This window comes from Paraburkholderia sp. D15 (assembly GCF_029910215.1).
Classification (GTDB): Bacteria; Pseudomonadota; Gammaproteobacteria; order Burkholderiales; family Burkholderiaceae; genus Paraburkholderia.
Genome location: NZ_CP110396.1, coordinates 416,850 through 439,594, shown reverse-complemented (window position 1 = coordinate 439,594; position 22,745 = coordinate 416,850). Strand labels below are relative to the sequence as shown.

The window sequence follows — 22,745 nt, the reverse complement described above, 5'->3', positions numbered from 1 at the left end:
ACTTGCCGGTGTGCGCCACGCGCAGCGGCGCTTCTTTCCGTGGCAATCCCGGGCGCACTGCTTTCCGATGAAACGTCAACATGCGATCAAACCGACGACGGATCTCCGTCGGCAGTGGACCTTCATGTTGCACACATTGCGTTCCGCGCTGCGCGACTGGGCGACCGGCGATGCGCTGATCTGGCTGCATCTGCTGAAAACGGTCGCGGCCGGCTTGCTGGCGCTCGGCATCGCGATGCTGCTCGACTTGCCGCAGCCGCGTATCGCCATGACGACGGTGTTCGTCCTGATGCAACCCTTCAGCGGGATGGTGCTGGCCAAAAGTTTCTATCGGATCGTCGGCACCGCGGTGGGCACGCTTGCCGCGCTGATACTCGGCGCACTGTTCGTCCAGCAGCCCGAGTTGTACATGCTCGGCATGATCGGCTGGGTCAGCGCCTGTATTGCGGCGGCGGTGCGGTATCGGCATTTCAGGTGGTACGGCTTCGTGCTGGCGGGTTATACCGCTGCGCTAATCGGCATTCCGAACGTGACGACGCCACACGATCTGTTTCTCGCGGCGCTGACGCGCGCGGCGGAGGTGGCGGTGGGCATCGTGTGTTCGAGCGCGGTGAGCGCGCTGATCGTGCCGCAGCGTGCGAGCCTGGCGCTGCGTCGCACGCTGCAAAATCGCTACGCGGATTTTACTGCGTTCGCTGCCGATGCGCTGCAACGCGGGCTCGAACGAGGCCAGTTCGAACGGCGCTTTGCGGGGCTGGTCGACGAGATCGTCGGCTTCGAGGCGACCCGCACGTTCGCTGCGTTCGAAGACCCTGCGATGCGCTCGCGTGCCGCGCATTTCACAAGGCTTAACGGCGAATTCATGGATGTTTGCGCTCGTTTGCACGCATTGCATCAGTTGCTCAAACGCCTGCGCGCGAGCGGCTCGGACGCGAAGATCGAGCCATTAAAACCCTACTTCGACGAGTTGGCTGCGCTGCTTTCGCATCGGCTCGAACACGAGACCGAGGTGGCTCGCACCGTAGCTCGATTGAAGCATTTTCAGGCGACCTTGCCGCGTCGTGTGCGGGAAACGAGGCGGCCTCTCGAAGCGGTTCCAGTGGAATCGCTGGCGGACTTCGATACATCGGCGGAATTGTTGTATCGCTTCGTCGATGAATGGATCCGGTATTCGGAGAGTTACGCGTCGTTGGCGGCGCCAGGCAGGAGCGCGGTTTTACAACGCGAGGACCGGAAGGGCGCCGATAACCGCGGCATGAGCGGCGATCACAAAAACAACGACAACAAAAACAACGACAACAAAAACAACGACGGCCCAAACAGACACGAAAAAAACGGCTCCGTCCGCAACTCCACCAGCCACCACAACAGAACCCGCTACATCAGCAAAACAAACCACTTCGTCGTCGCCTGCACATTCATCCGCTCGGCCGTCGTCATGGCGATCGCCAGCTGGTTCTGGATCGAAACCGACTGGCCGAGCGGCGGACTCGCGGTAATCGGCGCGGCGCTGGTGTGCGCGTTGACGTCGACGGCGCCGAATCCGTCGAGAATGGCCGTGCAGATGGCCGTCGGCGCCGTCTTCGCGACCATGACGGGCTATCTGTTCAGTTGCTACGTCTACCCCGACATCGACGGCTTTCCGCTGCTTTGCGCATCGCTCGCGCCGGTGCTGGCGTTCGGTGCATTCATCGCGACGCGCAAGCAGGCGGCGGGATATGGCGTCGGTTTTTCGGTGTTCTTCTGTCTGCTTGCCGGGCCGGACAACGTCGTCACCTATGCGCCGGACTTGCTGATCAACAACGGCATGGCGTTGACCGCGTCGATGCTGCTGGCGGCGCTGGCGTTTGCCGTGATTTTTCCCCTCGATATGCCATGGCTCGTCGAGCGAATCGTGGGCGATTTGCGAGCGCAAGCCGTGTCCGCGTGCAACGGCGAGCTAGCCGGTCTCAACCAGCGTTTCCAGTCGAGCACACACGATCTGACCGCGCAGCTACGCATGCTCTTGACGCGTCATTCAAGGCGCCGCCGCGCGGCCTTGCGCTGGATGCTCGTGACGATCGAGGTCGGCCACGCGGTGATCGATCTGCGCAACGAGGCGGCACGCGCGGACTACTTGCCGTCGCTGCATCCGCGCTGGCGCGAGGCCTGCGAGCGAACGTGCGACGATCTCTCGCGACTCTTCACGCGGCCGGACGCGCGAAGCCTCGAGCTTGCGCTGATCTCGGTGCGAGCGGCGACCTGGATCGCGCAGGACGTGCTGGTCATCGTGCATGCCGATCGTAATCGACGTCACGACGTGCAGCGCATGCTGAGTTGTCTGCATTTCATCCGCACGGCGTTGCTCGACAAGGACGCGCCGTTCAACGCTGCGTAATGGGCCTGACGCCCGACACGAGTCCGGACATTAAGCCCACAAGCGTTCCAGGCAGACTCACAGACCAGCCCTCAGAGACCAGCCCTCACAGACAACACGCAAATAAACCCACCGCCCGCCGATCCTTCCGCCAGATGGAAAGATCCCTTCCGCCCAGACCCGTTTATCCGCACATACGCCAGTCATATAGTTTGACCACTGCCTCGCAGTCGCCACAAGCCGCTGCCACGCAGTCACCGTAAGTCCTGGAGAACGAAATGAACGTGTTGAAGATTGCCCTGATTGCCTGCACTTTGTCCGCCGCAATGGCTCACGCGCAGATGGCGCCCCCCGTCGCCGACCAACAACTCGCGCAAGCGAGCGCGCAACGTGCAAACGGCGTCGCTGCGCGAAGCAACGTCGTGACACCGGCATCGAAAGCGAAAAGTGAAGAGTGCGTCGGTCCGGTGAGCTTCTGCAATCTGTACTTCGGCAGCTAGGCGTCGAACAGAGCGACACGGAGCCACGTGGCGCGCCTGCGGTTCGCGCACGGACCCCACGTGGACACGACAAGCCGGCCTCCACGCATAGCGCACCGCAGACGTGTGCATCGCCGGGCCGCACGGATGACCATGGAGAGACTCATTTCATGTACGAAGACCGGATTCGTTGCGCCGCGTTGCGCGACAAAATCACCTCGGCGGCCGACGCCGCGCGGCTGATCCAGAACGGCATGCGCGTCGGCGCCAGCGGCTTCACGCGCGCCGGCGACGCGAAAGCCGTTCCCGTCGCGCTCGCCGCACGCGCGCGCGCGGAAGGTCAGCCGTTGCAGATCACGCTGATGACCGGTGCGTCGCTCGGCCACGACGTCGACCGCATGCTCACCGAAGCGCACGTGCTCGCGCGCCGCTTGCCGTTTCAGGTCGACAAGACCTTGCGCGACGCGATCAACCGCGGCGAAGTGATGTTCGTCGATCAGCATCTGTCCGAGACCGTCGAGATGCTGCGTGCGAATCAGCTAGGCAAGCTCGATATCGCGATCGTCGAAGCCGTCGCGATCACCGAAACCGGCGGCATCGTGCCGACGACATCGGTCGGCAATTCGGCCAGCTTCGCGATCCTCGCGGACAAGGTCATCGTCGAACTCAATCTCGCGCAACCGCTCGCGCTCGAAGGCTTGCACGACATCTGGATTCCGGGGCGCCGGCCGCATCGCGAGCCGCTGCCGATCATGCATCCGCGCGATCGCGTCGGCACGCCGGCGATCGAGATTCCGGCCGGGAAAATCGCCGCGATCGTGATCACCGGCATGGCGGATAGCCCGTCGACAGTGCTGCCCGCCGACGAGGACACGCGCATGATCGCCGGCCATCTGATCGAGTTTTTCCAGCACGAGGTTTCGCACGGACGCATGCCCAAACGTCTGCCGCCGTTGCAGGCCGGCATCGGCACGATCGCGAACGCGGTGCTGGCCGGTTTTGTCGAGTCGCCGTTCGAGCCGTTCGACATCTATTCGGAAGTCCTGCAGGATTCGACCTTCGATCTGATGGATGCGGGCAAGGTGACGTTCGCGTCCGGCGCGTCGATCACGTTATCCGCCGCGCGCCAGGCGCAGGTGTTCGGCGAACTCGAACGCTATCGCGATCGCCTTGTGCTGCGTCCGCAGGAAGTCAGCAATCACCCGGAAGTGATTCGCCGGCTCGGGCTGATCGCGTTGAACACAGCGCTGGAATTCGACATCTACGGCAACGTGAATTCGACCCACGTGGGCGGCACGCACATGATGAACGGCATCGGCGGATCGGGCGATTTCGCGCGTAATGCGTCGTGCGCGATCTTCGCCACCAAATCGATCGCGAAGGACGGCCGCATCTCCAGCGTCGTGCCGATGGTGCCGCATTGCGATCACAACGAACACGACGTCGACGTGGTCGTGACCGAGCAGGGGCTGGCCGATCTGCGCGGTCTCGCGCCGCGCGAGAGGGCGGTGTTGATCATCGACAACTGCACGCATCCGCTGTATCGCGATCTACTGCGCGATTACTATCGGGACGCGTTGAAGTGGGGCGGCCAGACGCCGCATCGGCTGGACCAGGCATTCGCGTGGCACGGAAGGCTGCGCGATACGGGTTCGATGCTGCCGGCCGAAGTCCCGGTCGAAGTCCCGGTCGAGATCAAGTAGGAAAGTTGCTGGCCGGCAAGAAAAAACCGGCCACGCGGGCCGGTTTTTCGGGCGCCGGACGGTGTTATCCGCCGACGCCTTTGTCACTCGAAAGCAATGCGAGCCGGGCGATGCAGACGCCTCACGCCCCTCGTCGGACGAGCCGGATCAGGAACAGCAGAATGACGGCGCCGATGACGGCGGTAATGATGGAACCGATCCAGCCGCCGCCGAGCGAAATGTGCAGCACGCCGGCGAGCCAACCGCCGATGAACGCGCCGACGATCCCGACGATGATGTCGACGATCAGGCCGAAGCCGCCGCCCTTGACGAGCACGCCTGCCAGCCAGCCGGCGATCGCGCCGATGATGAGCCATGCAATGATGCCGTGTTCCATAATCGAGACTCCCTTGTTGAGTGTGAAAATTTCACGGTGATAGAGCTTAGTCGATGCTTATGGGACAGTCCATATTCAGGACGCTGAATTAACATTGTCTGAATCTATTGCAAGCTAAGTGTAGACGATACGCGTGGAGATAGGGAATTAACACGCTGATCCACACGCGCGCGCTCACTCGGGTGTCGGCTCCGCTTCCCGAGCGGTCCAGCTGACGCTGGACACGCTTTTCTCCATGCTGATGCGGCTCGCCATCTGCTCGAGCTTCGGTTGATCCTTCGGATGCAGCTTGACGATCGCGGTAACGCGGATGCGTCCTGAATCGTCGTCGACGTCTTCGCTCGTCAGACTTTGAAACGACAGCGGCGTCGAGTACATGGAGTTCGATACGGCGGTGCGGATGTGAATCTCGTCGGCTTCCCGACAGACGATCGTCAGCACGTATTCGCGCACGAGGTCCGCGTTCGAGACGGGCGTCGCGTTGATCATGCGACTCACTTCGCGCAGCACCGTATTGGTCAGCAACACGACGATCGTGCCGGCCAGCGCCGGTCCGTAATGTCCCGCGCCGCACAACACGCCGACCGCGGCCGAACACCACAAGGTCGCGGCGGTGTTGATCCCCTGAATGGAACCCTTGTCGCGCATGATCACGCCGCCGCCGAGAAAGCCGACGCCGGAGACCACGTACGCCGCGATCTGCGTGATGCCGGCCGTGCCGTTGCCGGTCAGCACGCCGAGCGTGACGAACAGGCAGGCGCCGCTCGCCACCAGCGTGATGGTGCGCAGGCCGGCATTGCGCTGCCGCATCTGCCGTTCGAGGCCGATCGCGACGCCGCAGCTGAATGCGGCGAGAAGCCGCCAGACGAATTCGATTGTCATCGTTAAGAAAGGTTGAGGCGCGTGTTCGCACAGTGTGAACCAGACGCGTGACAGCAGCACGTAGCGCCATGTTAGGCGACGCGGTGCGGCCAGGCGTAACGAAGCGCGCGCAAGCGAGGCGCGCGGCGCTGCAATGCGGAAGTGTCGTCATAGCATCGAGCGCGACGGCACTTCGCGGGTAGTACGAGGGTATTAACGACGAGGAATTAACGATGTGCACCGTCCAGCCGAAGGGCAGGACGGCGACAGAAAGAGACTGGCGCGGAAATCCTGCCGATCAGGCGATCGGGCAAATCGAAGCTCGGCGGCAACAACTGCTACTGTCCAAGATCGTGATTCCGGGTAAATGAACTGGGCGAATTTTAGGCGGCTCTGCAAAGTTAAGTCAAGCAGCGAAGACGCATAAGCCTGGCGAAAGTCATCGTGTGAATTCGGAAGTTTCGGCGACTGATGCGGAGCGATCCTTGCATCTATACGGACTCCGAATGTTGACGGCAATCGTCCTGAAAAACACACTGTCTGGCTAAGCCGGAACGCGTCGCGCTTCGGCCGGGCCGCACGCATTGTCCGCTCACCGGTCGTTCTGTCTTTGTCTCTGACTCTGACTCGCGGCGGTTCCGTCATTCGGCCGTTCGTTCAATGGAAGGAAAAAATGAAAACCATCGTCATTAATCTCGTCGCCGGCGCCTTGATCGCAACCGCGCCGCTCGTGTCGTTCGCCGCGGATTTGCCCGCGCCCTTCGAAGGCAGCAGCACGCTGCAGGCGGACGGCCTCGTCAAATCGGTCGACCCGGTGAAACATTCGGTGACGGTGCTGGACGCGCAGGGTGGCGAAGCGTCGTTCACGATTACCGATCCCGCGAATCTTGCGCAGATCAAGCAAGGCGGCAAGGTGCATGTCCGCATGGTGCGCAACGCGGTGATCAGCGTGACGCGAGGCGCGGACACGCAGGGCGGAGGCGCACCAGGCGGTGCGCACAGCGCGCAGCCGAACACCTTGCATCAGATCAACGCCGAGGTGCAGGCGGTCGATCATGCATCCGGCGTCATGGTTCTGAAAGACGCGAGTGGTTCGGTCTTTCATATCCAGGGCCGCGAACCGGCCAAGGTCGCTGGCGTGAACACGGGCATGCACGTGTCGGTGGCGTTTGCGCAGCAGGTGAATGTGGCCGTTGCGCCTGCGCAATAACGCGGTAGTAGGTTCCGCCAACTTATCGGTCGGCGTGGGCCGGCTCAGTCCGGCTCGCCCGGAACGAGGCGCAGGCGGGTGATTTCCGACGGCGCGCCGAGACGCTTCGGCGGCCCCCAGTAGCCGGTGCCGCGGCTGGTGTACACCCACAAGCCGTTCAGGCGGGCGAGGCCCGCGGTGAACGGCTGCTGGAAGCGGACGAAGAAATTCCACGGGAAGAACTGACCGCCGTGCGTATGACCCGATAGCTGCAACGTGAAGCCCGCGGCAGCGGCGGCTTCGGCGGAACGAGGCTGGTGAGCGAGCAGCACCTTGATCAGCACGTCGCCCGGTGCGCCGGCCAGCGCCGCAACCGGGTCGCTGCGATGCGACGGATCGTGGTGGCCCGCCGAGTAGTCGGTCACGCCGGCGATCACCGCGCGCGCGCCGTCGTGATTCACGATCACGTGTTCGTTGAGCAGCACGTTGAGGCCGAGCCGGCGGAACTCGTCGATCCACGCGTTCGCGCCGGCGTAGTACTCGTGATTGCCGGTCACGAGAAACGCGCCATGGCGTGCGCTGAGTCGCGACAAGGGCTGCGTATGGCGGGTCAATTGCGGCACGCTGCCGTCCACGACATCGCCGGTCACGGCGATCAGATCCGGCTTCAAGCGGTTCACCGCGTCGACGATCGCATCCACGTAGCGGCGTTTGATCGTCGGCCCGACGTGGATGTCGCTGATCTGCACGATCGTGAAGCCGTCGAGTGCGGCCGGCAGATCGTCGATCGGCACTTCGATCGTGACGACCCGCGCGCGGCGGCGGGCGTTGAACAGGCCGACCAGCGTCGAGAGCAACGCCAGCGCCGGCACGGCTGCCGCCGAGCCGGTCCGCCAGTGCGCGATAGCGAGCGTGTTGGGCCAGATGGCATCGACGGTCAGCAGCGAAGCGAGCATCAGGTCGCGGGCGAAGGTCAACACCAGCAGCGAGGAGAAGAAACCCATCGCCAGTAGACCGACCCACGCGAGCCGGTCGCCGAGCGGTTGACGCTTGATGGTACGGGCCAGCATGCCGAGCGGAATCAGGAAGATCGACAGTACGAGCCACAGCGCGCAGAGCCAGCGGCCGGCGGCGTCGATCGGCATGTCGGGAATCAGACGCAAGCCGACGTAGATGTGCAGCAGGATGCCAATCAGGATGATGCGGACTAGAAACGATGAGCGGCGCATAGGGATGTGGAAGCGGGAAGGGGCGGTGCGGATAGCGCGCCGCGCAGCGATTCAGCGAGTCGACAATACCGCGAGTCGACGGAGCAGCGATTCAGCAAGGGTGCGATTGAGCAGTTCAGCAAGTTAGTGAAGCCGACGCGGCAATGCAGCGAAGCAGCAAAGGCGGCAAGCTAGCGAAGCCGCGATTAAAAAGCGATGCAGCGACGCGGCGCACCGTTCAGCCATGACTTCGGCAACGCTTGCAAGGAATGCTATGCCGACCGAGCCGGACCATTCTACCGGCATGCGTATTCCCTTGCCGGACGCCAGATTTTCGACTGCGGCGAGTACGGCAGCTAACTCTACGTTGCCACCAACCCATACCGCACCGCCGCATTTTTGCGGCGCGATTTGCGCCATGTGCTTGTCTCGGCAACCTAATTAAATGGGCTTTGAATTGTGTCCGTGCGTGGACTATTCTGAAAATGAATCGCCTCGTATCACGGCGACCGCGCGCACAGACGCGGCCATACGGCGGTTCGACTCGTCGCCGGAACAGGGCGAAGCGGGAGGCGCATCATGAGACTGCTTAGATCAGGCACCGAACTGCATCACGGGCATCACGCCCATCATGTCGGGCGCGAAGGCAAGCGGGTGATGCTGCCGCTCGTCGTCATCTCGCTGATGGCGGCCGGCCTCTACTACGGCGTGCATGACTTTGACTTTTCGGAGCTAGGCAAGAGCGCGCTCTTCGATGTCGTCATGGTGTGCGTGGCGCTGGGTATCGCGGGACTGTTCGGCGTGGTCGGCGCATGGGTGCGCTCAGCGGGCGACGAAGCCGACGAGGGTTTCTGCTTCATCGGCGCGTTGATCGGCGCCGTGGTGTTTTACGTCGCGCTCTTCACCTGAACCGCTATTGCAACCACCACGCCGGATTCGTGTGACGCGCGGCCGCGGCCTGCGGTTGACTTGCCCCGTGCGCCACACGAATGCAAATCTTCGCGGAAGCCTGCGAACGCGCGCGTGCAACGCAACGCGCCGGCACGGCACGCGTCATCAGACGTCCATCACCTTTCTCAAACAATCCGCGCGGCTTCGTCGAAGGCAAAACGCGGGCTGCGCGGGAACAGTTTCGACGTATCGCCGTAGCCGAGATTGATCAGGAAATTCGATTTGATCGTCGTGCCGGCGAAAAACGCTTCGTCGACCTTGGCGGCGTCGAAGCCGGACATCGCGCCGGTGTCCAGGCCGAGTGCGCGAGCGGCGAGAATCAGATAGCCGCCCTGCAGCGTCGAATTGCGGAAAGCGGTGTCCGCGATCGACTTGTCGTTGCCGGCGAACCAGCTACGCGCATCCACGTGCGGAAACAGTTTCGGCAGATGCTCGTAGAACGCCATGTCCATCCCGATGATCACCGTGACCGGCGCGGCCATCGTCTTCTCCAGATTGCCCGCCGACAGCGCCGGACGCAGCTTTTCCTTGCCTTCCGGCGTCTTGACGAAGACGAAGCGGCCGGGGCTCGAGTTGGCCGAGGTCGGTCCGAGCAGGACCAGTTCGACGAGTTGCTGGAGCAGGGCGTCGTCGACCGGTTTGGCTTGCCAGCCGTTATGGGTGCGCGCTTCGCGGAAGAGTTGATCGAGTGCCTGGTCGGAAAGCGTCATGGTATGTGTCCTTTGAAGGTCGAGAAATCCGAAAGCGAGGGTGAGCCGCCCGCCGCGAGACGCGTGGATGAAAGCGCAAGCGGCGGGCGTCGGCCGTATCCCGAGTGCCGCCATAATAGCGAAGCTTGCCTGTCGCGCCGAACGTTTCGATTCGCGCGCCGACCATCGGCTTTGCGCTCTCGTCGCTCTTGTGTTTGCATTCAGGTGTGTTCATGAAAGATCTTTTCGCGGGTTCGCCCGACGGGTTACCGGCGCCCGACGTCGACTGGTATCCCGAGTGGCTTGCACCCACGGATGCCGTGCGAATGTCGATGCAACTGGTCGACGAAGTCGCCTGGCGGCAGGACGAGATGGGCACGCCGGCCGGTCGCGTGCCCTTGCCCCGGCTGACCGCGTGGCAAGGCGAGCCCGACGCCGTCTACGTGTACTCGGGGATTCGCAACGTGCCGCAGCCATGGACGCCGACGGTCGCGGCATTGAGGGACGCGGTCGAAGCCGTTTGCGGCGCGCGTTTTAACAGCGTGCTGCTGAACCGGTATCGCAGCGGCACCGACAGCATGGGCTGGCATGCGGACCGCGAGCCCGAGCTCGGCGCGCGGCCCGTGATCGCGTCGGTGAGCCTGGGCGTCGCACGTCGTTTCGATTTGCGGCACAACAAAACGGGCGTCGTGCAGTCGTTTTCGTTGAAGGGCGGCAGCCTGCTCGTGATGAAGGGCGACACGCAGACGTCATGGCGGCATCGCGTGCCGAAGGAACCGCGTGTGATGGGCGAGCGGATCAATCTGACGTTTCGGTGGGTGACGGCGCGATAAACGCACAAAAAAGGCGCGGCAAATTAAGTGAGTCAACTGAGTGAGTCGTGAAAAGCCGCAGGCGTACAAAAGCAATAACGAACGCAGCGCACACGCGCGGTCATCAACCGCGCCAGGCCCATCGATCCCGTCAACCGGGCGTCAACCGCCGCCGCGCGGTCGCCACCAGCCGATCGAACTCGAAGCCCCCGGCCGCGAGCGCGGCGCTATCCGGAAAGTACTCGCGCACGATATCCGTCAACACCTGCCCCGGCGGCGCTTCGATCAGCACGCGGGCGCCCATTTCGTGCATCACGGTGAGCGCGTCGAACCAGCGCACGGTGTAGCGCATGTTGGTGGCGAGATCGTCGCGAACGGCCTCCGCGGTATGCAGCGGGCGCGCGCCGCGATTGCCCACGTACGTGCTCTGCGGGGCAAAGAACGGCACGGCTTTCGCGTACGCGAGAAGGTCAGCCGTTGCGTGCGCCAGCAGTTCGCAATGCGACGGCACGCTCACCGCGAGGCGCGTCGCCTTGCGCGCGCCGGCGGCGAGCGCGCGTTCGATGAAGCGATCCAGCGCGTCGTTCGTGCCCGCCATGACGATCTGCCGTGGCGCGTTCACGTTGCCCACATAGACCTGCTGACGTTCTTCCGCCGCGTGCCGCGCGGCGAGCGCTTCGAGTTCATGCTCGGTCAAGCCGGCGATGGCCGCGAGACCATAGCCCGACGGATACGCCGTTTCCATCAGTTCGGCGCGTCGCTTCACCATCTTCAGCGCGTCGCCGAAATGCAGCGCGCCGCAACTCACGGCCGCCGGATACGCGCCGACCGACAGGCCCGCGCTGATTGCCGGCGCGAGGCCTTCGGCGGCCAGCGCACGCGTGAGGGCCACGCCCGCCGTCGTCAAGCTGGTCTGCACGGCGACGGTCGAGCGTAATGCGGCCGGCGTGTCGAGCGTCAGCACGTCGATGCCGAGCACGTGCGAGGCTTCGTCGAGCGTGTCGCGCACCGCGCGATGCGTCGGTAGCCGGTGCAGGAATCCCTCGCTCTGCGCGCCCTGACCAGGGAAGATCAATGCCAGCATCAGATGACGTCCTCGTGATGATCGATGGTGGCCCACGGGTCGGCGATCAGGCGCGGCCCGCTCGCGTGGCGGACCATCACGCGCGATTTGCCCGCCGCCCATTCGGCCAGCGCGACCCCGCCGGAAGGCGTGTCGAGTTGCGCATCCACGCGAATCCCGGCGCCGTCGGCATGCGTCTGTAACTGCGCCAGTAACGCACGCGCGTGGTCTCGATCGAGCGCATCCGGCGTGCGGATCAGCAGATCCAGATCGCTCGACGCGCTCACCGTGGGGACCTGCGTTGCCAGTTCGAATCCCGCGCTGCCTGCCGGCCCCCATGCAAAGTCATGCAATGGGCCGGTCGCGTCGCGTCGCAACGAGGCCAGCGCGCTGAATGGCGGCAGCACGGCGCGCGCGTTCGGCATGGACGACGCGCATTCGACGAGCGCTTCCGGCGACACCGACGCGTCGATGTCCGTGCATCGTGCCCACGTGCCATACCGCTGCGAGCGCTCCGTCCCGCGCACACCGATCGCGACAAAGCTTTCGGCAACCAGCGCGCGCCTCACGACCGCCATCGGCGCGCGGTCGAATGCTTCGCGAACCCACTCGGGTTCTCCATCGAAAAGCGCCAATCGATGCAGACGCAACAAATCGTGCGCGCGCCACCCTACATTGCACGACGGCGTTCGTGCCTGATCGGCGGCAAACGGCGGCGCGGCGCAGACCGGCATCACTCGGCGTCCCATTGTTCGGCGAGGCGCCGGCGCACTTCGATCGATGCCGCGCGGTTCTCGCGCGCCTGCGGCGATTCCAGCCGATGCGACAAGCCGCGGCTGCGATCGTCGCGGGCACTGCGGATCTGTTCGCTCAGGACCTCGCGCACGTGTTCGATCTGCGCCGCATCCGGCGCGTCGGCATCGACGCCGTCGATCAACTGGTCGAGCAGGCCGAGCTTCGCGAACGACGCCATCGTGTACGACATCGGCACGATGGTTTCGCCGAGCGCGTCGAGCGCTTCGACCGTGCGGCGCGTGACGCGCGCGGCGGCTTCCTTGCCCATTGCGTGCACCATCGTGCCGGGCGCGTCGAGCGCGACGATGCGGTTGGCTTGATAACCGTGCGCGAGGAACGCGCCGGACATCGCCGGTCCGACGATCAGCGCGACCACCGGGTGGCCTGCATCGCGTGCCGATGCATAGGCATTGACGGCCGCTGCGCAGGCGAGGTGAATGCCGAGCATCTCTTCGCGATAGCCGTACGCCTGGCTTTTCACGTCGACGATCGCGACGATCGGGCGGCGCGTGCCGCTCGCCTGGTCCTGCGCGATCGCGTCGCGTACGGCGCGCGCAAGCAGCCAGCCTTGTTCGAGCCCGACGACGTTATCCGTCGCGCGCGGGAAGCGGTTCGCGGGGTCGGGCACGACGGCGATGAAGCGCGCGGTCTCGCCGACGAGCGACGCGTCGCCACTCCACACGGGCGCCGGGGTCGACGATGCGCCGGTCAGCGCTTCGAACCAGCGCGCGCCGCGGCTCGGCGGGGTCGCGGAATCGTTCGAATCCTTGGCGCCAGTGACAACAGCGGCACTAGACGAGCCAGCGGAACCACCAGCGCCGCCAGCGCCATTGGAACCCGCAAAACCAAGCGTCGTATCGTTCATGCCTGCTCCTTGCGCGAATCGCTCGCGGCGTCGCGACGATAGATCTCGCGCATGCTTTCCGGCGTGATGCTCGCGGGATCGACCTGCGCGAGCCGTTGCAGAAACGCCTCCACCTGTTCGCTGCGATGCGCGGCCGGCACGCCGCGAGCGAACGCAGCGTGCACGGCGGCGCGGATCGCATCGGCATCGTCGTCGACCAGCTGGTCGGCGAGCGCGGTCGCTGCGCGTTGTTCGCCGCCGATCAACTGCCACACGCGGCGGCGGTCGCTCGCGTCGAGTTCGTCGATGCCGGCTTCCTGCTCGATCACCTCGGGGCCGTTCATGCCGAGCCGTCCCTGCCGCGTCATGACCAGATACGAGCACAGCGAGGCCGTCAGCGACATACCGCCGAAACAGCCGACCATGCCCGCGATCACGCCGACCACGGGCACGTATTGGCGCAACGCGACGATCGCGGCCTGCATCTCGGCGATCACCGCGAGCCCGAGATTGGCTTCCTGCAGCCGCACGCCGCCGGTCTCGAACAGCACGACGGGGCGCACGATCCGGCCGCGTTCGCAGTCCCGCAACGCGAGTTCGAGCGCGGCGGCGATCTTGCTGCCCGATACCTCGCCGATGCTGCCGCCCTGGAACGCCGGTTCGATCGCGGCGACCACGGCGGCCTCGCCGTCGATGGTGCCGCGCGCGATCACGCAACCGTCGTCGGCCTGGCAGACGACGCCTTGCAGCGGCAGCCACGGCGATTCGATGCGATCGAACGGGCCGAGCAGTTCGCGGAAGCTGCCGGCATCCAGCAGCGAGCGCGCGCGTTCGCGCGCCGGCAATTCGATGAAGCTCTCGCGCAGCAACGGCGCGGGCTGGGCGCTCGCACGCGGGCTCATGCGGCGTCTCCTTCCTCGGCGGCCTCGACGGCTTCGGCGAGGCGCAGCGCGACCACGCCGGGCGTCGCGCCGAAGTCGTTGATCTCGATTCGCGCGGCGCCGTCGTAGCGCGTGAAGAAGCGGTCGAGCACGCTCTTCCAGATGTGGCTGTAGCCGTCGACGCTGGTGCGCACCACGACGTGCGCGCTCAGGCCACGGCTGCCGGTAGCGCCATGCGTGCCGGTCGTGTCGCTTGTGTCATGCGCGCTGTTGTGGCCGGACGTCGCCTGGGCGTCTTGAGCACCATCAGCGCCATCAGCGCCATCAGCGCCGTGGCCGCCGTGAGCAAATTGAGCGCTTTGGTTACCGCCGCCGGAATCGGCAGGCGACAGCAGCACTTCCAGATCGCCCGATCCCACCACGCCGACGTGCGCGCGATAGGTGACGGCGCGGCGCGCCGGATAGTCGAAGGTCAGATGTTCCATGAGTCGAGGCTCCGGCCGGCGTCGCGAGGCGCCAGCATGTCGAGAAAGAGGGTGGCGGCGAGCAGATCCGCCGCGCCGCCGGGCGATGCGTTGAGCGTCAGCAGCGTGTGGTCGAGCGCGGCGAGCGCGGCGCGGCCCACGGCCGTCGAACTGCCGCCGGCGGCCAGCACGCGTTGCGCGCCTTGCTGACCGGCGTGCAAACCCGCGAGACCTGCACGATGCAGCAGGCAGGTGTCGTCGAGCGAGGCCATGATGGCGAGCAGCGCATCGAGGCGCGCGGCGTTTTCGTCGACGCCGCGTGCGCGCGCCGCGACGAGCGCGGGCAGACCGACGTCGATCACGTGCGGAAAGCCGTCCTGCGCTTCGCGGCGCGCGCCGCCGACGTGATAGCGCTGGCGCGCGCGTTCGCCGTGACTATCGTAACTACCGGACGGCGCTGCGAAGCGGTCGGGGAAGCAGGCGATTTGCGCGGCGCGGGTGCAGATTCGCGCGAGGTGGCGCGGCTGCTGCATCTGTGTGTGGGCGTTCTTGCCGTTGCTTTCGTTGACAGCAGCGCGACTAGCAGCACCGGCATCGCCGGTGCTGCCGTCGCCGCAGCCACTTTCACGACCTGCGTCGCAACGATCGCTTCCGCTGATCGTTGCGCCTGCAACCAGCAACCCGACGATCCAGATCGCGCCGCGATGCGCATTGCTACCACCGGTCGCGCGCAGCATGTCCTGCTCGCCGTTGCGGCCGATCTGCGCGAGTTCCGTGCGCAATAAAGCCGACGGCTCGCCGCGCCGCCGCGCCGCGCGCGCGAGCGCCGCGAAGGTCGGTTCAAGCGCGTGCGCCGAGCGCAGCATGAGGTCGAGGTCGAGGTCGCGATGCGCGCCGCTGCCGCGCTGATCGACCAGCGCGGGTTTGGGCGTGAGCCGCGCCTCGTCGATCAACGCGGTGACGGCGCAATGCGCGAGTTGCGCATCGGAAAGTGGAGTGCCGACGTTGCGATCCGCCACCCGCGCGTCAATCCTCCCGTCGCGCAACAAAGACCGGGCCGCCGCCATGGCTACCAGCTCCTGAAGCGCGCCGGCGGCGCATACAGGCCGCCCGACCACGTCACCAGATCGTCGATGCTGCGCGCCGCCAGCAACGAACGTTTCGCTTCGCCGCGCCGGATGCCGAGATCTTCCGGATACGCGACGATCCCGCGGCGCCGCAACTCCGCGGTCTTTTCCGGCTTCGCGCGCAACCCGATCGGCGTCACGCCGGCCACGGCGGCAATCGCCGCGCGCCGCTCGTCGATGCCCTCGGCCTTGTGCAGATGCGCGATGCCTTCCTCCGTCACCACGTGGCTGACGTCGTCGCCATAGATCATCACCGGCGCGATCGGCATGCCGCTTTTCGCGCCGACCGCGACCGCGTCGAGTTCATCGACGAAGGTCGGCTCGCCGCCTTTCTTGTACGTCTCGGCCATCTGCACGACGAGCTTCTGGCCGCGCGACACCGGCCCCTGATCGCGCAGCAGCTTGAGCCACGCCGCGCTCGAATGGCGCCGGCCGCGCGGATCGTGACCCATGTTCGGCGCGCCGCCGAAGCCGGCCAGGCGCCCGCGCGTGACGGTCGACGAATTCGCGTCCGCGTCGATCTGCAAGGTCGAGCCGATGAACAGATCGACCCCGTATTGCCCCGCGAGCTGGCACAGCACGCGGTTCGAGCGCAGGCTGCCGTCGTTGCCGGTGAAGAACACGTCGGGCCGCGCCTCGATGTACGCCTCCATGCCGACCTCGCTGCCGAAGCAATGGATGCTGTCGACCCAGCCCGATTCGATCGCCGGAATCATGGTGGGGTGCGGATTGAGCGTCCAGTTGCGGCAGATCTTGCCCTTCAGGCCGAGCGCTTCGCCATACGTGGGCAGCAGCAGTTCGATCGCGGCGGTGTCGAAGCCGATGCCGTGATTCAGCGAGGTCACGCCGTACGGCTCGTAGATGCCGCGTATCACCATCATCGCGGTGAGCACCTGGAGGTCGCCGATATGGCGCGGATCGCGCGTGAACAGCGGCTCGACGGCGAACGGCCGGTCCGCCTGCACGACCACGTCGACCCACGAGCCGGGAATGTCGACGCGCGGCAGTTCGTCGACGATCTCGTTGACCTGCACGATCACGATGCCGTGCCGGAACGCGGCCGCCTCGGCGATGGTGGGCGTGTCCTCGGTATTCGGGCCGGTGTACAGATTGCCGTGCCGGTCGGCCTTTTCCGCGCACAGCAGCGCGACGTGCGGCGTCAGGTCGACGAACATGCGCGCGTACAGCTCGACGTACGTGTAGATCGCGCCGATTTCGAGCTGACCGTCTTCGAGCAGTTGCGCGACCCGCAAGCTCTGCGGTCCGGCGAACGAGAAGTCGACCTTGTGCGCGATGCCGCGCTCGAACAGCGTCAGATGCTCGGGCCGCCCGATGCTCGAAATCAGCAGATGCACGTCGTGAATCTTGCCGGGATCGACCTGCGCGAACGAGCGCGACAGGAAGTCGGCCTGCTTCTGGTTGTCGCCTTCCAGCGCGACGCGGTCGCCGGGCTGGATCAGCGTTTCGAGCGCTTCGACGATGCGGTGGGACGGCAGCACGCCGTCTTCGAGCCAGGGCGCGACGGCCGCGAGGCGGCGGTTCTTTTCGTCGCGGCGCGTGGTCCACGAGCGCGCGGCAGGCGCCAGCGCGGCAGCGGACGCGGCGGTTTCGGCGGAGCGGTTCATCGGCTCGGTCAACTCCCGGTGGTGGTGAGTCGCGGGCGTCTGCCGCGCGGCTTGGGTCGGTTCGCGAGCGCGGCTTCGGCCTGCGCGCGTTCGGTCAGAAAACGGTGCAGCAGATCGCCGGTGCCGAGCAGATGCGCGACGACCTGCGCCTGGGCGGCCGGAATGTCGCGGCGCTGCACGGCGTCGAGCAGGGCGGCGTGCTCATTGTCCGACTCGCCCTTGTACGAGGGCAAGCCGAACTTGAGCCGCAGATAGCGTTCGCCACGCCGGTGCAGCACGCTGATCATGTCCTCGAGCTGCGGACGGGCGGCGGGCGCGTACAGGCTCATGTGGAACGCGACATTGCGCGCCACGTATTGAGACGGGTCCGGCTCGCGTTCGGCCGCGCGGCACAGGCTGGCGGATTCGCGCAGCGTGGCGGCGGTGTGATTCGGAATCGCGAGGCCGATGGCGAGACTCTCCAGCGCCGAACGGATCTCGTAGATCTCGCGCGCCTCGTCCGCCGACAGCGGCGCGACGGTCGCGCCCTTGTGCACGGCGGCTCTCGCCCAGCCTTCGGTTTCCAGCAGGCGCAAGGCCTCGCGCACCGGAATCGCGCTGACCGAGAAATGCCGGGCGATCGCGTCCTGCCGCAGTGGCGCGCCAGGCGCCAGCGTACCGTCGACGATCGCCGCGCGCAGCGCCTCCGCGATCACTCGGGACGTGCTCTCGCGCGGCGCGGCGGCTGGTAAAAGCGGGCTGCGCGGCGGGCTGTCCAGGGGAAAACCATCTATTGCGTCGCTCATAAGATTGAATATTATATATAAAAATGCGCTTTTATAGGCGGGCAAACCCGGAAAGTTTTTCTTCCCGCGAATGCGTCGGCAGTTCAGACCAACTCGCATATCGACACGCAGCTCAACACGCAGATCCACACCTCAACCGTAGGGCCGGAGGAGCATGATGAATTCACTAACCGACCGCGCGTCGGCCGCGCGGCATCGCACGCCGCTCAATGGTTCGCAGATCGCGGGATTCTGGGGCGCCTGGGCAGGCTGGACGCTCGACGGCATGGACTCGTTCATCTACGCGCTGGTGTTGACGCCCGCGTTGACCGAGTTGCTGCCGCGTTCCGGTTACGCGGCCACGCCGGCGAACGTCGGGCTGGCCGGGTCGATCCTGTTCGCGCTATTTCTAGTCGGCTGGGGGCTGTCGTTCATCTGGGGGCCGCTCGCCGATCGCTTCGGCCGCACCAAGGTGCTGGCCGGCACGATCTTCACGTTCGCGATCTTCACGGGCCTCGCGGCGACCTCGCATAACGTGTGGGAGCTGGGCATCTACCGCTTCATCGCGGGCGTGGGGATCGGCGGCGAATGGGCGCTGGCGGGCACCTACGTGGCCGAGTCGTGGCCGGAGGATCGCCGCAAGATGGGCGCCGGCTATCTGCAGACGGGCTACTACGCGGGCTTCTTTCTCGCCGCCGCGCTGAACTACACGGTCGGCGTGCACTTCGGCTGGCGCGCGATGTTCCTGACCGGCGCGGTGCCGGTGGTGGTCGCGATTCTGGTGCTGCTGCGCGTGAAGGAAACGGACAAGTGGCAGAAGGCCGAGGCGGGCGCCGCGCGCGCGAAACCGCTGCGCGAAATCATGGGGCCGGCGTACCGGCGCCGCACGTGGGTGGCGTGCATTCTGCTGACGATCGCGATCATCGGCCTGTGGGCGGGCGCGGTGTATGAACCGTCGGCGGTGATTCAGCTGGCCACCAAGGCGGGCATGGCGAAGAACGATGCGATCCGGACCGCGTCGCTCGCTACCGGTTTGCTGTCGATCGCGACGATTCTCGGCTGTCTTGCATTGCCGCCGCTCGCGGAACGCATCGGCCGCAAGAAGACGCTGGCGATCTATTTCGCGGGGATGGCGGTGGCGATCGTCGGCAGTTTCGGCTGGGCGTTCTATCTGCCGAACGGGCTCGCGCCGTTTATCGCGTGGCTGTTCGTGCTGGGGTTCTTCGGCGGCAATTTCGCGCTGTTCAGCCTGTGGTTGCCGGAGCAGTTCGAAACCCGCGTCCGCGCGACGGCGTTCGCGTTCTGCACGTCGTTCGGGCGCTTCGTCGGCGCGGGCGTCAACTTTCTTCTCGGCGCGGCCGTGCTGCATATGCACACGCTCGGCGTGCCGGTCGCGTTGACGGCGCTCGCGTTCGTGATCGGTCTGTTCGTGATTCCGTTCGCGCCGGAAACGAAGGGAGAAGTGTTGCCGCAGTAACGGCGGTTTTCAGACCGGACGCCGTGCGTCCGGTCCAGCACGCGATCGCGCAATCGTGCAGTCGCGCGATCGCGCGATCGATTCATTTCGCGTGACGCCGCACGCGGCCGCCCGGCCGCATCAACGACAGCAACGGCCAGCCCAGATTCACCCCCAGACTCGCGACGACGATCAACGCCATCCCGATGCATTGCGGCAGCGACAGCGCTCGCCCGTACACCACCGCATCGACGACGATCGCGGTCAGCGGATAGACGAACAGCAGCACCGCGATGACCGGCGTGGTCAGCTTGGGCAGCGCGCCATAGATCAGCACGTACGACAGCCCCGTGTGCAGCACGCCCATGCCCACCAGCCAGAACCATTGCGCCGGACCGATATGCACGGCGGTCAGCGGCGCGATGAACGGCAGGCACAGCACGCCGACCGCGCACTGCGCGAGCGTCAGCAGATGCGGCCGCAACTCGCCGAGCCCCTTGGCGATCAGCGTCACGCACGCATACAGCACCGAGCCGGCGAGCGCCTCGCCGATCCCGATCAGATAGCTCGTGTGACCCTGCAGATTCGCGACGGCCGCGACGCCCGACGCGAGCACGAGACCCACGAACGCCGTCGCGATCCATCCGAGCCGGTCGATGCCGAGCCGCTCGTTGAACAGCGCCGCGCCCATCAGCACGACCCAGAACGGCTGCACGTGGAACACCACGGTCGCCACCGCGATGCTGGTGCGATGAATCGCGTCGAAGAAACCAACCCACTGCGTGACCATCAGCACGCCCGAGAGCAATGCGAGCGCGAGCGTGCGGCGCGTGAAATGGGCGCGCGTGAAGAAGCCTTTCCATGCGCAGTACGCGGCGAGCGACAGGAAGCCGAACAGGCAGCGGAAGAACACCAGCGTGAGCGCGCCGAGCCGCGCTTCCTCGACGAAGATGCCCATGGTGCCCATCAGCAGGCCGCCGGCTGCCAGCGTGACGGCGCCTTGTTGCCGCGAGGTGAGGGACAGGCTGTGAGACATGTGAAACGGCTCCCGTGAAACGATGCCTGCGAGTATTGCGCGCCTTGCATGCCCTTCACAAACGAATTAAATTGAGCAATTCCATCAGCCGGATTGATAAATCATGCACCCCGAGTTCGACGTCGATTTACTGCGCAGCTTCGTCGCGGTGGTGGAAACGGGCAGCTTCACGAAGGCGGCGGCGACCGTGCATCGTTCGCAGGCGGCGGTCAGCATGCAGATCAAGCGGCTCGAAACCATGCTCGGCACCACGCTGTTCGCGCGCAACACGCGCAACCTGTCGCTGACGCGCCCCGGCAATACGCTGCTCGAATACGCGCGCCGCGTGCTGGCCTTGCACGAGGAAGCGTGGTCGGCGATCGTGCGGCCGGAAGTGACCGGGCGCGTGGTGCTCGGCGCGCCGGACGACTATGTGTCGTCGTTGCTCTCGCCGGTGTTGCGGCGCTTTTCGAATCTGTATCCGCATGTGGAGATCGAGATCGTCTGCGCGCAGAGCACGTCGCTCGCGCCGATGCTGGCGGACAACAAGATCGATCTCGCGTTCGTCACGCGCGACCGCAAACTGCGCGGCGAATTCGTGCGCAGCGAGCCGATGGTGTGGGTGGGGGCGTCGGAGGATACGCCGGTGCTGGCGGCCTCGCCGCTGCCGGTGGGCTTGTACGAGCCGGGCTGCGTCGCGCGTCAGCACACGCTCGCCGCGCTCGATGGCGCGCGCATCCGCTATCGGGCCGCGTTCAGCAGCGCGAGTCTGATGGGGCTGGTGGCGACGGTGGATGCGGGCTTATCAGTGGTCGCGCTGACCCGTTGCAGCGTGCCGTCGCGGCTCGCGATTCTCGGCGAAGCGCAGGGCTTGCCGAAGATCGCGCCGCTGGAGATCGTGGTGGCGCGCAGCGCGAAATCGGACCGGCCGACCTGCGATTATCTGGCCGCGCAGATGATGCAGGATCTGTCGGTGCGGCCGCAGCCGCAGTCTCAAGCGCAATTTCAGCCGCGCGGATAAGCCGTCACTTCGCCGTCCACCGAGAGCCGCACGCGTTCGCCCGGCTGCGGCGACAGATAACCCGGCACGCGCGCGCGCACCACGGTGCCCGTACCGGACTGCATCTGCAAGGCGACGCCCGCGTCCTGCCCCTGGAAGATCACGCTGGTGACGATCGCGTCGTACGCCTTCGTGTCGTTGAGCAACCGGTCTTCGTCGCGGAACAGGCGGATCTGTTCGGGCCGCAGCATCACGTCGACGGCGCCCTGGCCGATCGGCGTGGACAGCGGCAGATCGCCCAGCTCGCAATTCACGCGGTCCTGCGTGACCGTGCCCGGCAGCAACACCGCCTCGCCGACGAACGAGGCCAGCTCGCGCGTCACCGGCCGCCGGTACAAGGTCTGCGGCGTGTCGGTCTGGATCAGCCGGCCGTTCCACAGCACCGCGACCTCATGACCGAGCGACAAGGCCTCGGATTGATCGTGCGTGACCAGCACCGCGGTCGCGCCGGTCGCGACCAGCGCGCTGGCCACCGCTTGCCGCGTTTCGAGCCGCAACGCGGCATCGAGCGATGAAAACGGTTCGTCGAGCATCACCAGCGTGGGCGCTGGCGCGAGCGCCCGCGCCAGCGCGACGCGCTGCTGCTGGCCGCCCGACAACTGCTGCGGCGCGCGCGTGGCGAACTCGGCCGGCAAGCCGACCAGCTCCAGCAATTCCGCCACCCGATGCCGGGCGCGCCGTTGCGTGCGCGGCAGACCGAACACGATGTTGTCCGCCACCGACAGATGCGGAAACAGCGCGCCTTCCTGCGGCACATAGCCGATGCGGCGCTGTTCGGACGGCACGTGCAGGTTGTCGCCGACCACGCTGCGGCCGTCGATCTCGACGCTACCGCCATCCGCGCGTTCGAAGCCGCACAGCAGACGCAGCAGTGTGGTCTTGCCGCTGCCCGAAGGCCCGAGCAGCGCGAGCAGGGTGCCGCGCTCGACCGAGAGATCGATGCCGTGCAGCACGGGTTGGCCGTCGAACGATTTTTGCAGTCCGCGGATACGAAGTTCGCTCATGAAAATCCGATGATTAAAGCTTG

Annotated in this window: 21 protein-coding genes and 2 pseudogenes; 8 read left to right on the top strand and 15 right to left on the bottom strand. The window is 65.8% G+C overall.

All coding sequences use genetic code 11. The annotated features are described in order from the left end of the window. The first annotated feature begins 124 nt into the window (after positions 1 to 124). The 3 genes from LFL96_RS21665 to LFL96_RS21655 all read left to right on the top strand — a co-directional run bounded on the left by LFL96_RS21665 (position 125) and on the right by LFL96_RS21655 (position 4,538). Positions 125 to 2,377 (top strand): FUSC family protein, encoded by a 2,253-nt coding sequence (locus LFL96_RS21665; RefSeq protein WP_281002752.1) that lies wholly within the window; start codon positions 125 to 127, stop codon positions 2,375 to 2,377. A 257-nt stretch (positions 2,378 to 2,634) separates the two neighbouring features. After that, positions 2,635 to 2,856 (top strand): hypothetical protein, encoded by a 222-nt coding sequence (locus LFL96_RS21660; RefSeq protein ID WP_281002751.1) that lies wholly within the window; start codon positions 2,635 to 2,637, stop codon positions 2,854 to 2,856. A 149-nt stretch (positions 2,857 to 3,005) separates the two neighbouring features. Beyond that, a complete protein-coding gene (locus LFL96_RS21655) occupies positions 3,006 to 4,538 on the top strand; it encodes an acetyl-CoA hydrolase/transferase family protein (RefSeq protein WP_281002750.1) in 1,533 nt (510 codons plus the stop codon). Between the two features lie 121 nt (positions 4,539 to 4,659). On the opposite strand, the gene LFL96_RS21650 is transcribed toward LFL96_RS21655, so the two are convergent. Next, on the bottom strand, positions 4,660 to 4,914 hold the full coding sequence (locus tag LFL96_RS21650; protein ID WP_105509570.1) for a GlsB/YeaQ/YmgE family stress response membrane protein: 255 nt from the start codon (positions 4,912 to 4,914) through the stop codon (positions 4,660 to 4,662). 174 nt (positions 4,915 to 5,088) lie between these two features. Continuing rightward, positions 5,089 to 5,796 (bottom strand): MgtC/SapB family protein, encoded by a 708-nt coding sequence (locus LFL96_RS21645; RefSeq protein WP_281002749.1) that lies wholly within the window; start codon positions 5,794 to 5,796, stop codon positions 5,089 to 5,091. 652 nt (positions 5,797 to 6,448) lie between these two features. On the opposite strand from LFL96_RS21645, the gene LFL96_RS21640 reads away from it, so the two are divergent. Beyond that, a complete protein-coding gene (locus LFL96_RS21640; protein WP_281002748.1) occupies positions 6,449 to 6,985 on the top strand; it encodes a hypothetical protein in 537 nt (178 codons plus the stop codon). A 44-nt stretch (positions 6,986 to 7,029) separates the two neighbouring features. Here LFL96_RS21640 and LFL96_RS21635 read toward each other — a convergent pair whose 3' ends face one another. Then, complete coding sequence (locus tag LFL96_RS21635; protein WP_281002747.1) at positions 7,030 to 8,193, bottom strand: metallophosphoesterase; 1,164 nt, start codon at positions 8,191 to 8,193, stop codon at positions 7,030 to 7,032. Between the two features lie 558 nt (positions 8,194 to 8,751). On the opposite strand from LFL96_RS21635, the gene LFL96_RS21630 reads away from it, so the two are divergent. Then, on the top strand, positions 8,752 to 9,081 hold the full coding sequence (locus LFL96_RS21630) for a hypothetical protein (RefSeq protein WP_281002746.1): 330 nt from the start codon (positions 8,752 to 8,754) through the stop codon (positions 9,079 to 9,081). Positions 9,082 to 9,248: 167 nt separating this feature from the next. On the opposite strand, the gene LFL96_RS21625 is transcribed toward LFL96_RS21630, so the two are convergent. Next, the gene (locus tag LFL96_RS21625; protein ID WP_281002745.1) at positions 9,249 to 9,833 is read right to left on the bottom strand and encodes a malonic semialdehyde reductase; all 585 of its coding nucleotides are present in this window, start codon (positions 9,831 to 9,833) and stop codon (positions 9,249 to 9,251) included. 212 nt (positions 9,834 to 10,045) lie between these two features. On the opposite strand from LFL96_RS21625, the gene LFL96_RS21620 reads away from it, so the two are divergent. After that, positions 10,046 to 10,645: an alpha-ketoglutarate-dependent dioxygenase AlkB gene (locus tag LFL96_RS21620; RefSeq protein WP_281002744.1), complete on the top strand. Its 600-nt coding sequence runs from the start codon at positions 10,046 to 10,048 to the stop codon at positions 10,643 to 10,645. Positions 10,646 to 10,775: 130 nt separating this feature from the next. On the opposite strand, the gene mdcH is transcribed toward LFL96_RS21620, so the two are convergent. The 9 genes and pseudogenes from mdcH to LFL96_RS21575 form a co-directional block, all read right to left on the bottom strand. Next, positions 10,776 to 11,708, bottom strand: coding sequence for a malonate decarboxylase subunit epsilon (gene mdcH, locus LFL96_RS21615; protein ID WP_281002743.1), 933 nt, complete (start codon positions 11,706 to 11,708; stop codon positions 10,776 to 10,778). Continuing rightward, positions 11,708 to 12,421 carry a malonate decarboxylase holo-ACP synthase gene (locus LFL96_RS21610; RefSeq protein ID WP_281003828.1) on the bottom strand — a complete coding sequence of 238 codons (714 nt, stop codon included), beginning with the start codon at positions 12,419 to 12,421 and terminating at the stop codon, positions 11,708 to 11,710. The genes mdcH and LFL96_RS21610 overlap by 1 nt, the downstream gene beginning before the upstream one ends. Further along, complete coding sequence (gene mdcE, locus LFL96_RS21605; RefSeq protein WP_281002742.1) at positions 12,421 to 13,347, bottom strand: biotin-independent malonate decarboxylase subunit gamma; 927 nt, start codon at positions 13,345 to 13,347, stop codon at positions 12,421 to 12,423. The genes LFL96_RS21610 and mdcE overlap by 1 nt, the downstream gene beginning before the upstream one ends. After that, on the bottom strand, positions 13,344 to 14,228 hold the full coding sequence (locus LFL96_RS21600; RefSeq protein ID WP_281002741.1) for a biotin-independent malonate decarboxylase subunit beta: 885 nt from the start codon (positions 14,226 to 14,228) through the stop codon (positions 13,344 to 13,346). Before LFL96_RS21600 ends, mdcE begins: the two co-directional genes overlap by 4 nt. Further along, a pseudogene (locus tag LFL96_RS21595) lies at positions 14,225 to 14,419 on the bottom strand (malonate decarboxylase acyl carrier protein); the annotation flags it as partial. The pseudogene LFL96_RS21595 and the gene LFL96_RS21600, both read right to left, overlap by 4 nt. Positions 14,420 to 14,581: 162 nt before the next feature. Continuing rightward, a pseudogene (locus LFL96_RS21590) lies at positions 14,582 to 14,692 on the bottom strand (malonate decarboxylase acyl carrier protein); the annotation flags it as partial. Further along, positions 14,680 to 15,738, bottom strand: a complete 1,059-nt coding sequence (locus LFL96_RS21585) for a triphosphoribosyl-dephospho-CoA synthase (RefSeq protein ID WP_281002740.1) — start codon at positions 15,736 to 15,738, stop codon at positions 14,680 to 14,682. The gene LFL96_RS21585 and the pseudogene LFL96_RS21590, both read right to left, overlap by 13 nt. A gap of 2 nt (positions 15,739 to 15,740) precedes the next feature. Further along, positions 15,741 to 17,423 (bottom strand): malonate decarboxylase subunit alpha, encoded by a 1,683-nt coding sequence (mdcA, locus tag LFL96_RS21580; protein ID WP_281002739.1) that lies wholly within the window; start codon positions 17,421 to 17,423, stop codon positions 15,741 to 15,743. An 8-nt stretch (positions 17,424 to 17,431) separates the two neighbouring features. Further along, on the bottom strand, positions 17,432 to 18,208 hold the full coding sequence (locus tag LFL96_RS21575; RefSeq protein ID WP_281003827.1) for a GntR family transcriptional regulator: 777 nt from the start codon (positions 18,206 to 18,208) through the stop codon (positions 17,432 to 17,434). Positions 18,209 to 18,365: 157 nt separating this feature from the next. Here LFL96_RS21575 and LFL96_RS21570 point away from each other — a divergent pair, with 157 nt between their 5' ends. Beyond that, positions 18,366 to 19,664, top strand: coding sequence for an MFS transporter (locus LFL96_RS21570; protein WP_281003826.1), 1,299 nt, complete (start codon positions 18,366 to 18,368; stop codon positions 19,662 to 19,664). Between the two features lie 82 nt (positions 19,665 to 19,746). On the opposite strand, the gene LFL96_RS21565 is transcribed toward LFL96_RS21570, so the two are convergent. Further along, complete coding sequence (locus LFL96_RS21565; protein ID WP_281003825.1) at positions 19,747 to 20,667, bottom strand: DMT family transporter; 921 nt, start codon at positions 20,665 to 20,667, stop codon at positions 19,747 to 19,749. A gap of 115 nt (positions 20,668 to 20,782) precedes the next feature. Between LFL96_RS21565 and LFL96_RS21560 the strand changes: the two genes are divergently transcribed. Next, positions 20,783 to 21,679, top strand: a complete 897-nt coding sequence (locus LFL96_RS21560) for a LysR family transcriptional regulator (protein WP_281002738.1) — start codon at positions 20,783 to 20,785, stop codon at positions 21,677 to 21,679. Here LFL96_RS21560 and LFL96_RS21555 read toward each other — a convergent pair. Further along, positions 21,664 to 22,722 (bottom strand): ABC transporter ATP-binding protein, encoded by a 1,059-nt coding sequence (locus LFL96_RS21555; protein ID WP_281002737.1) that lies wholly within the window; start codon positions 22,720 to 22,722, stop codon positions 21,664 to 21,666. The two genes, LFL96_RS21560 and LFL96_RS21555, sit on opposite strands and share 16 nt — an antisense overlap. Positions 22,723 to 22,745: the final 23 nt, after the last annotated feature.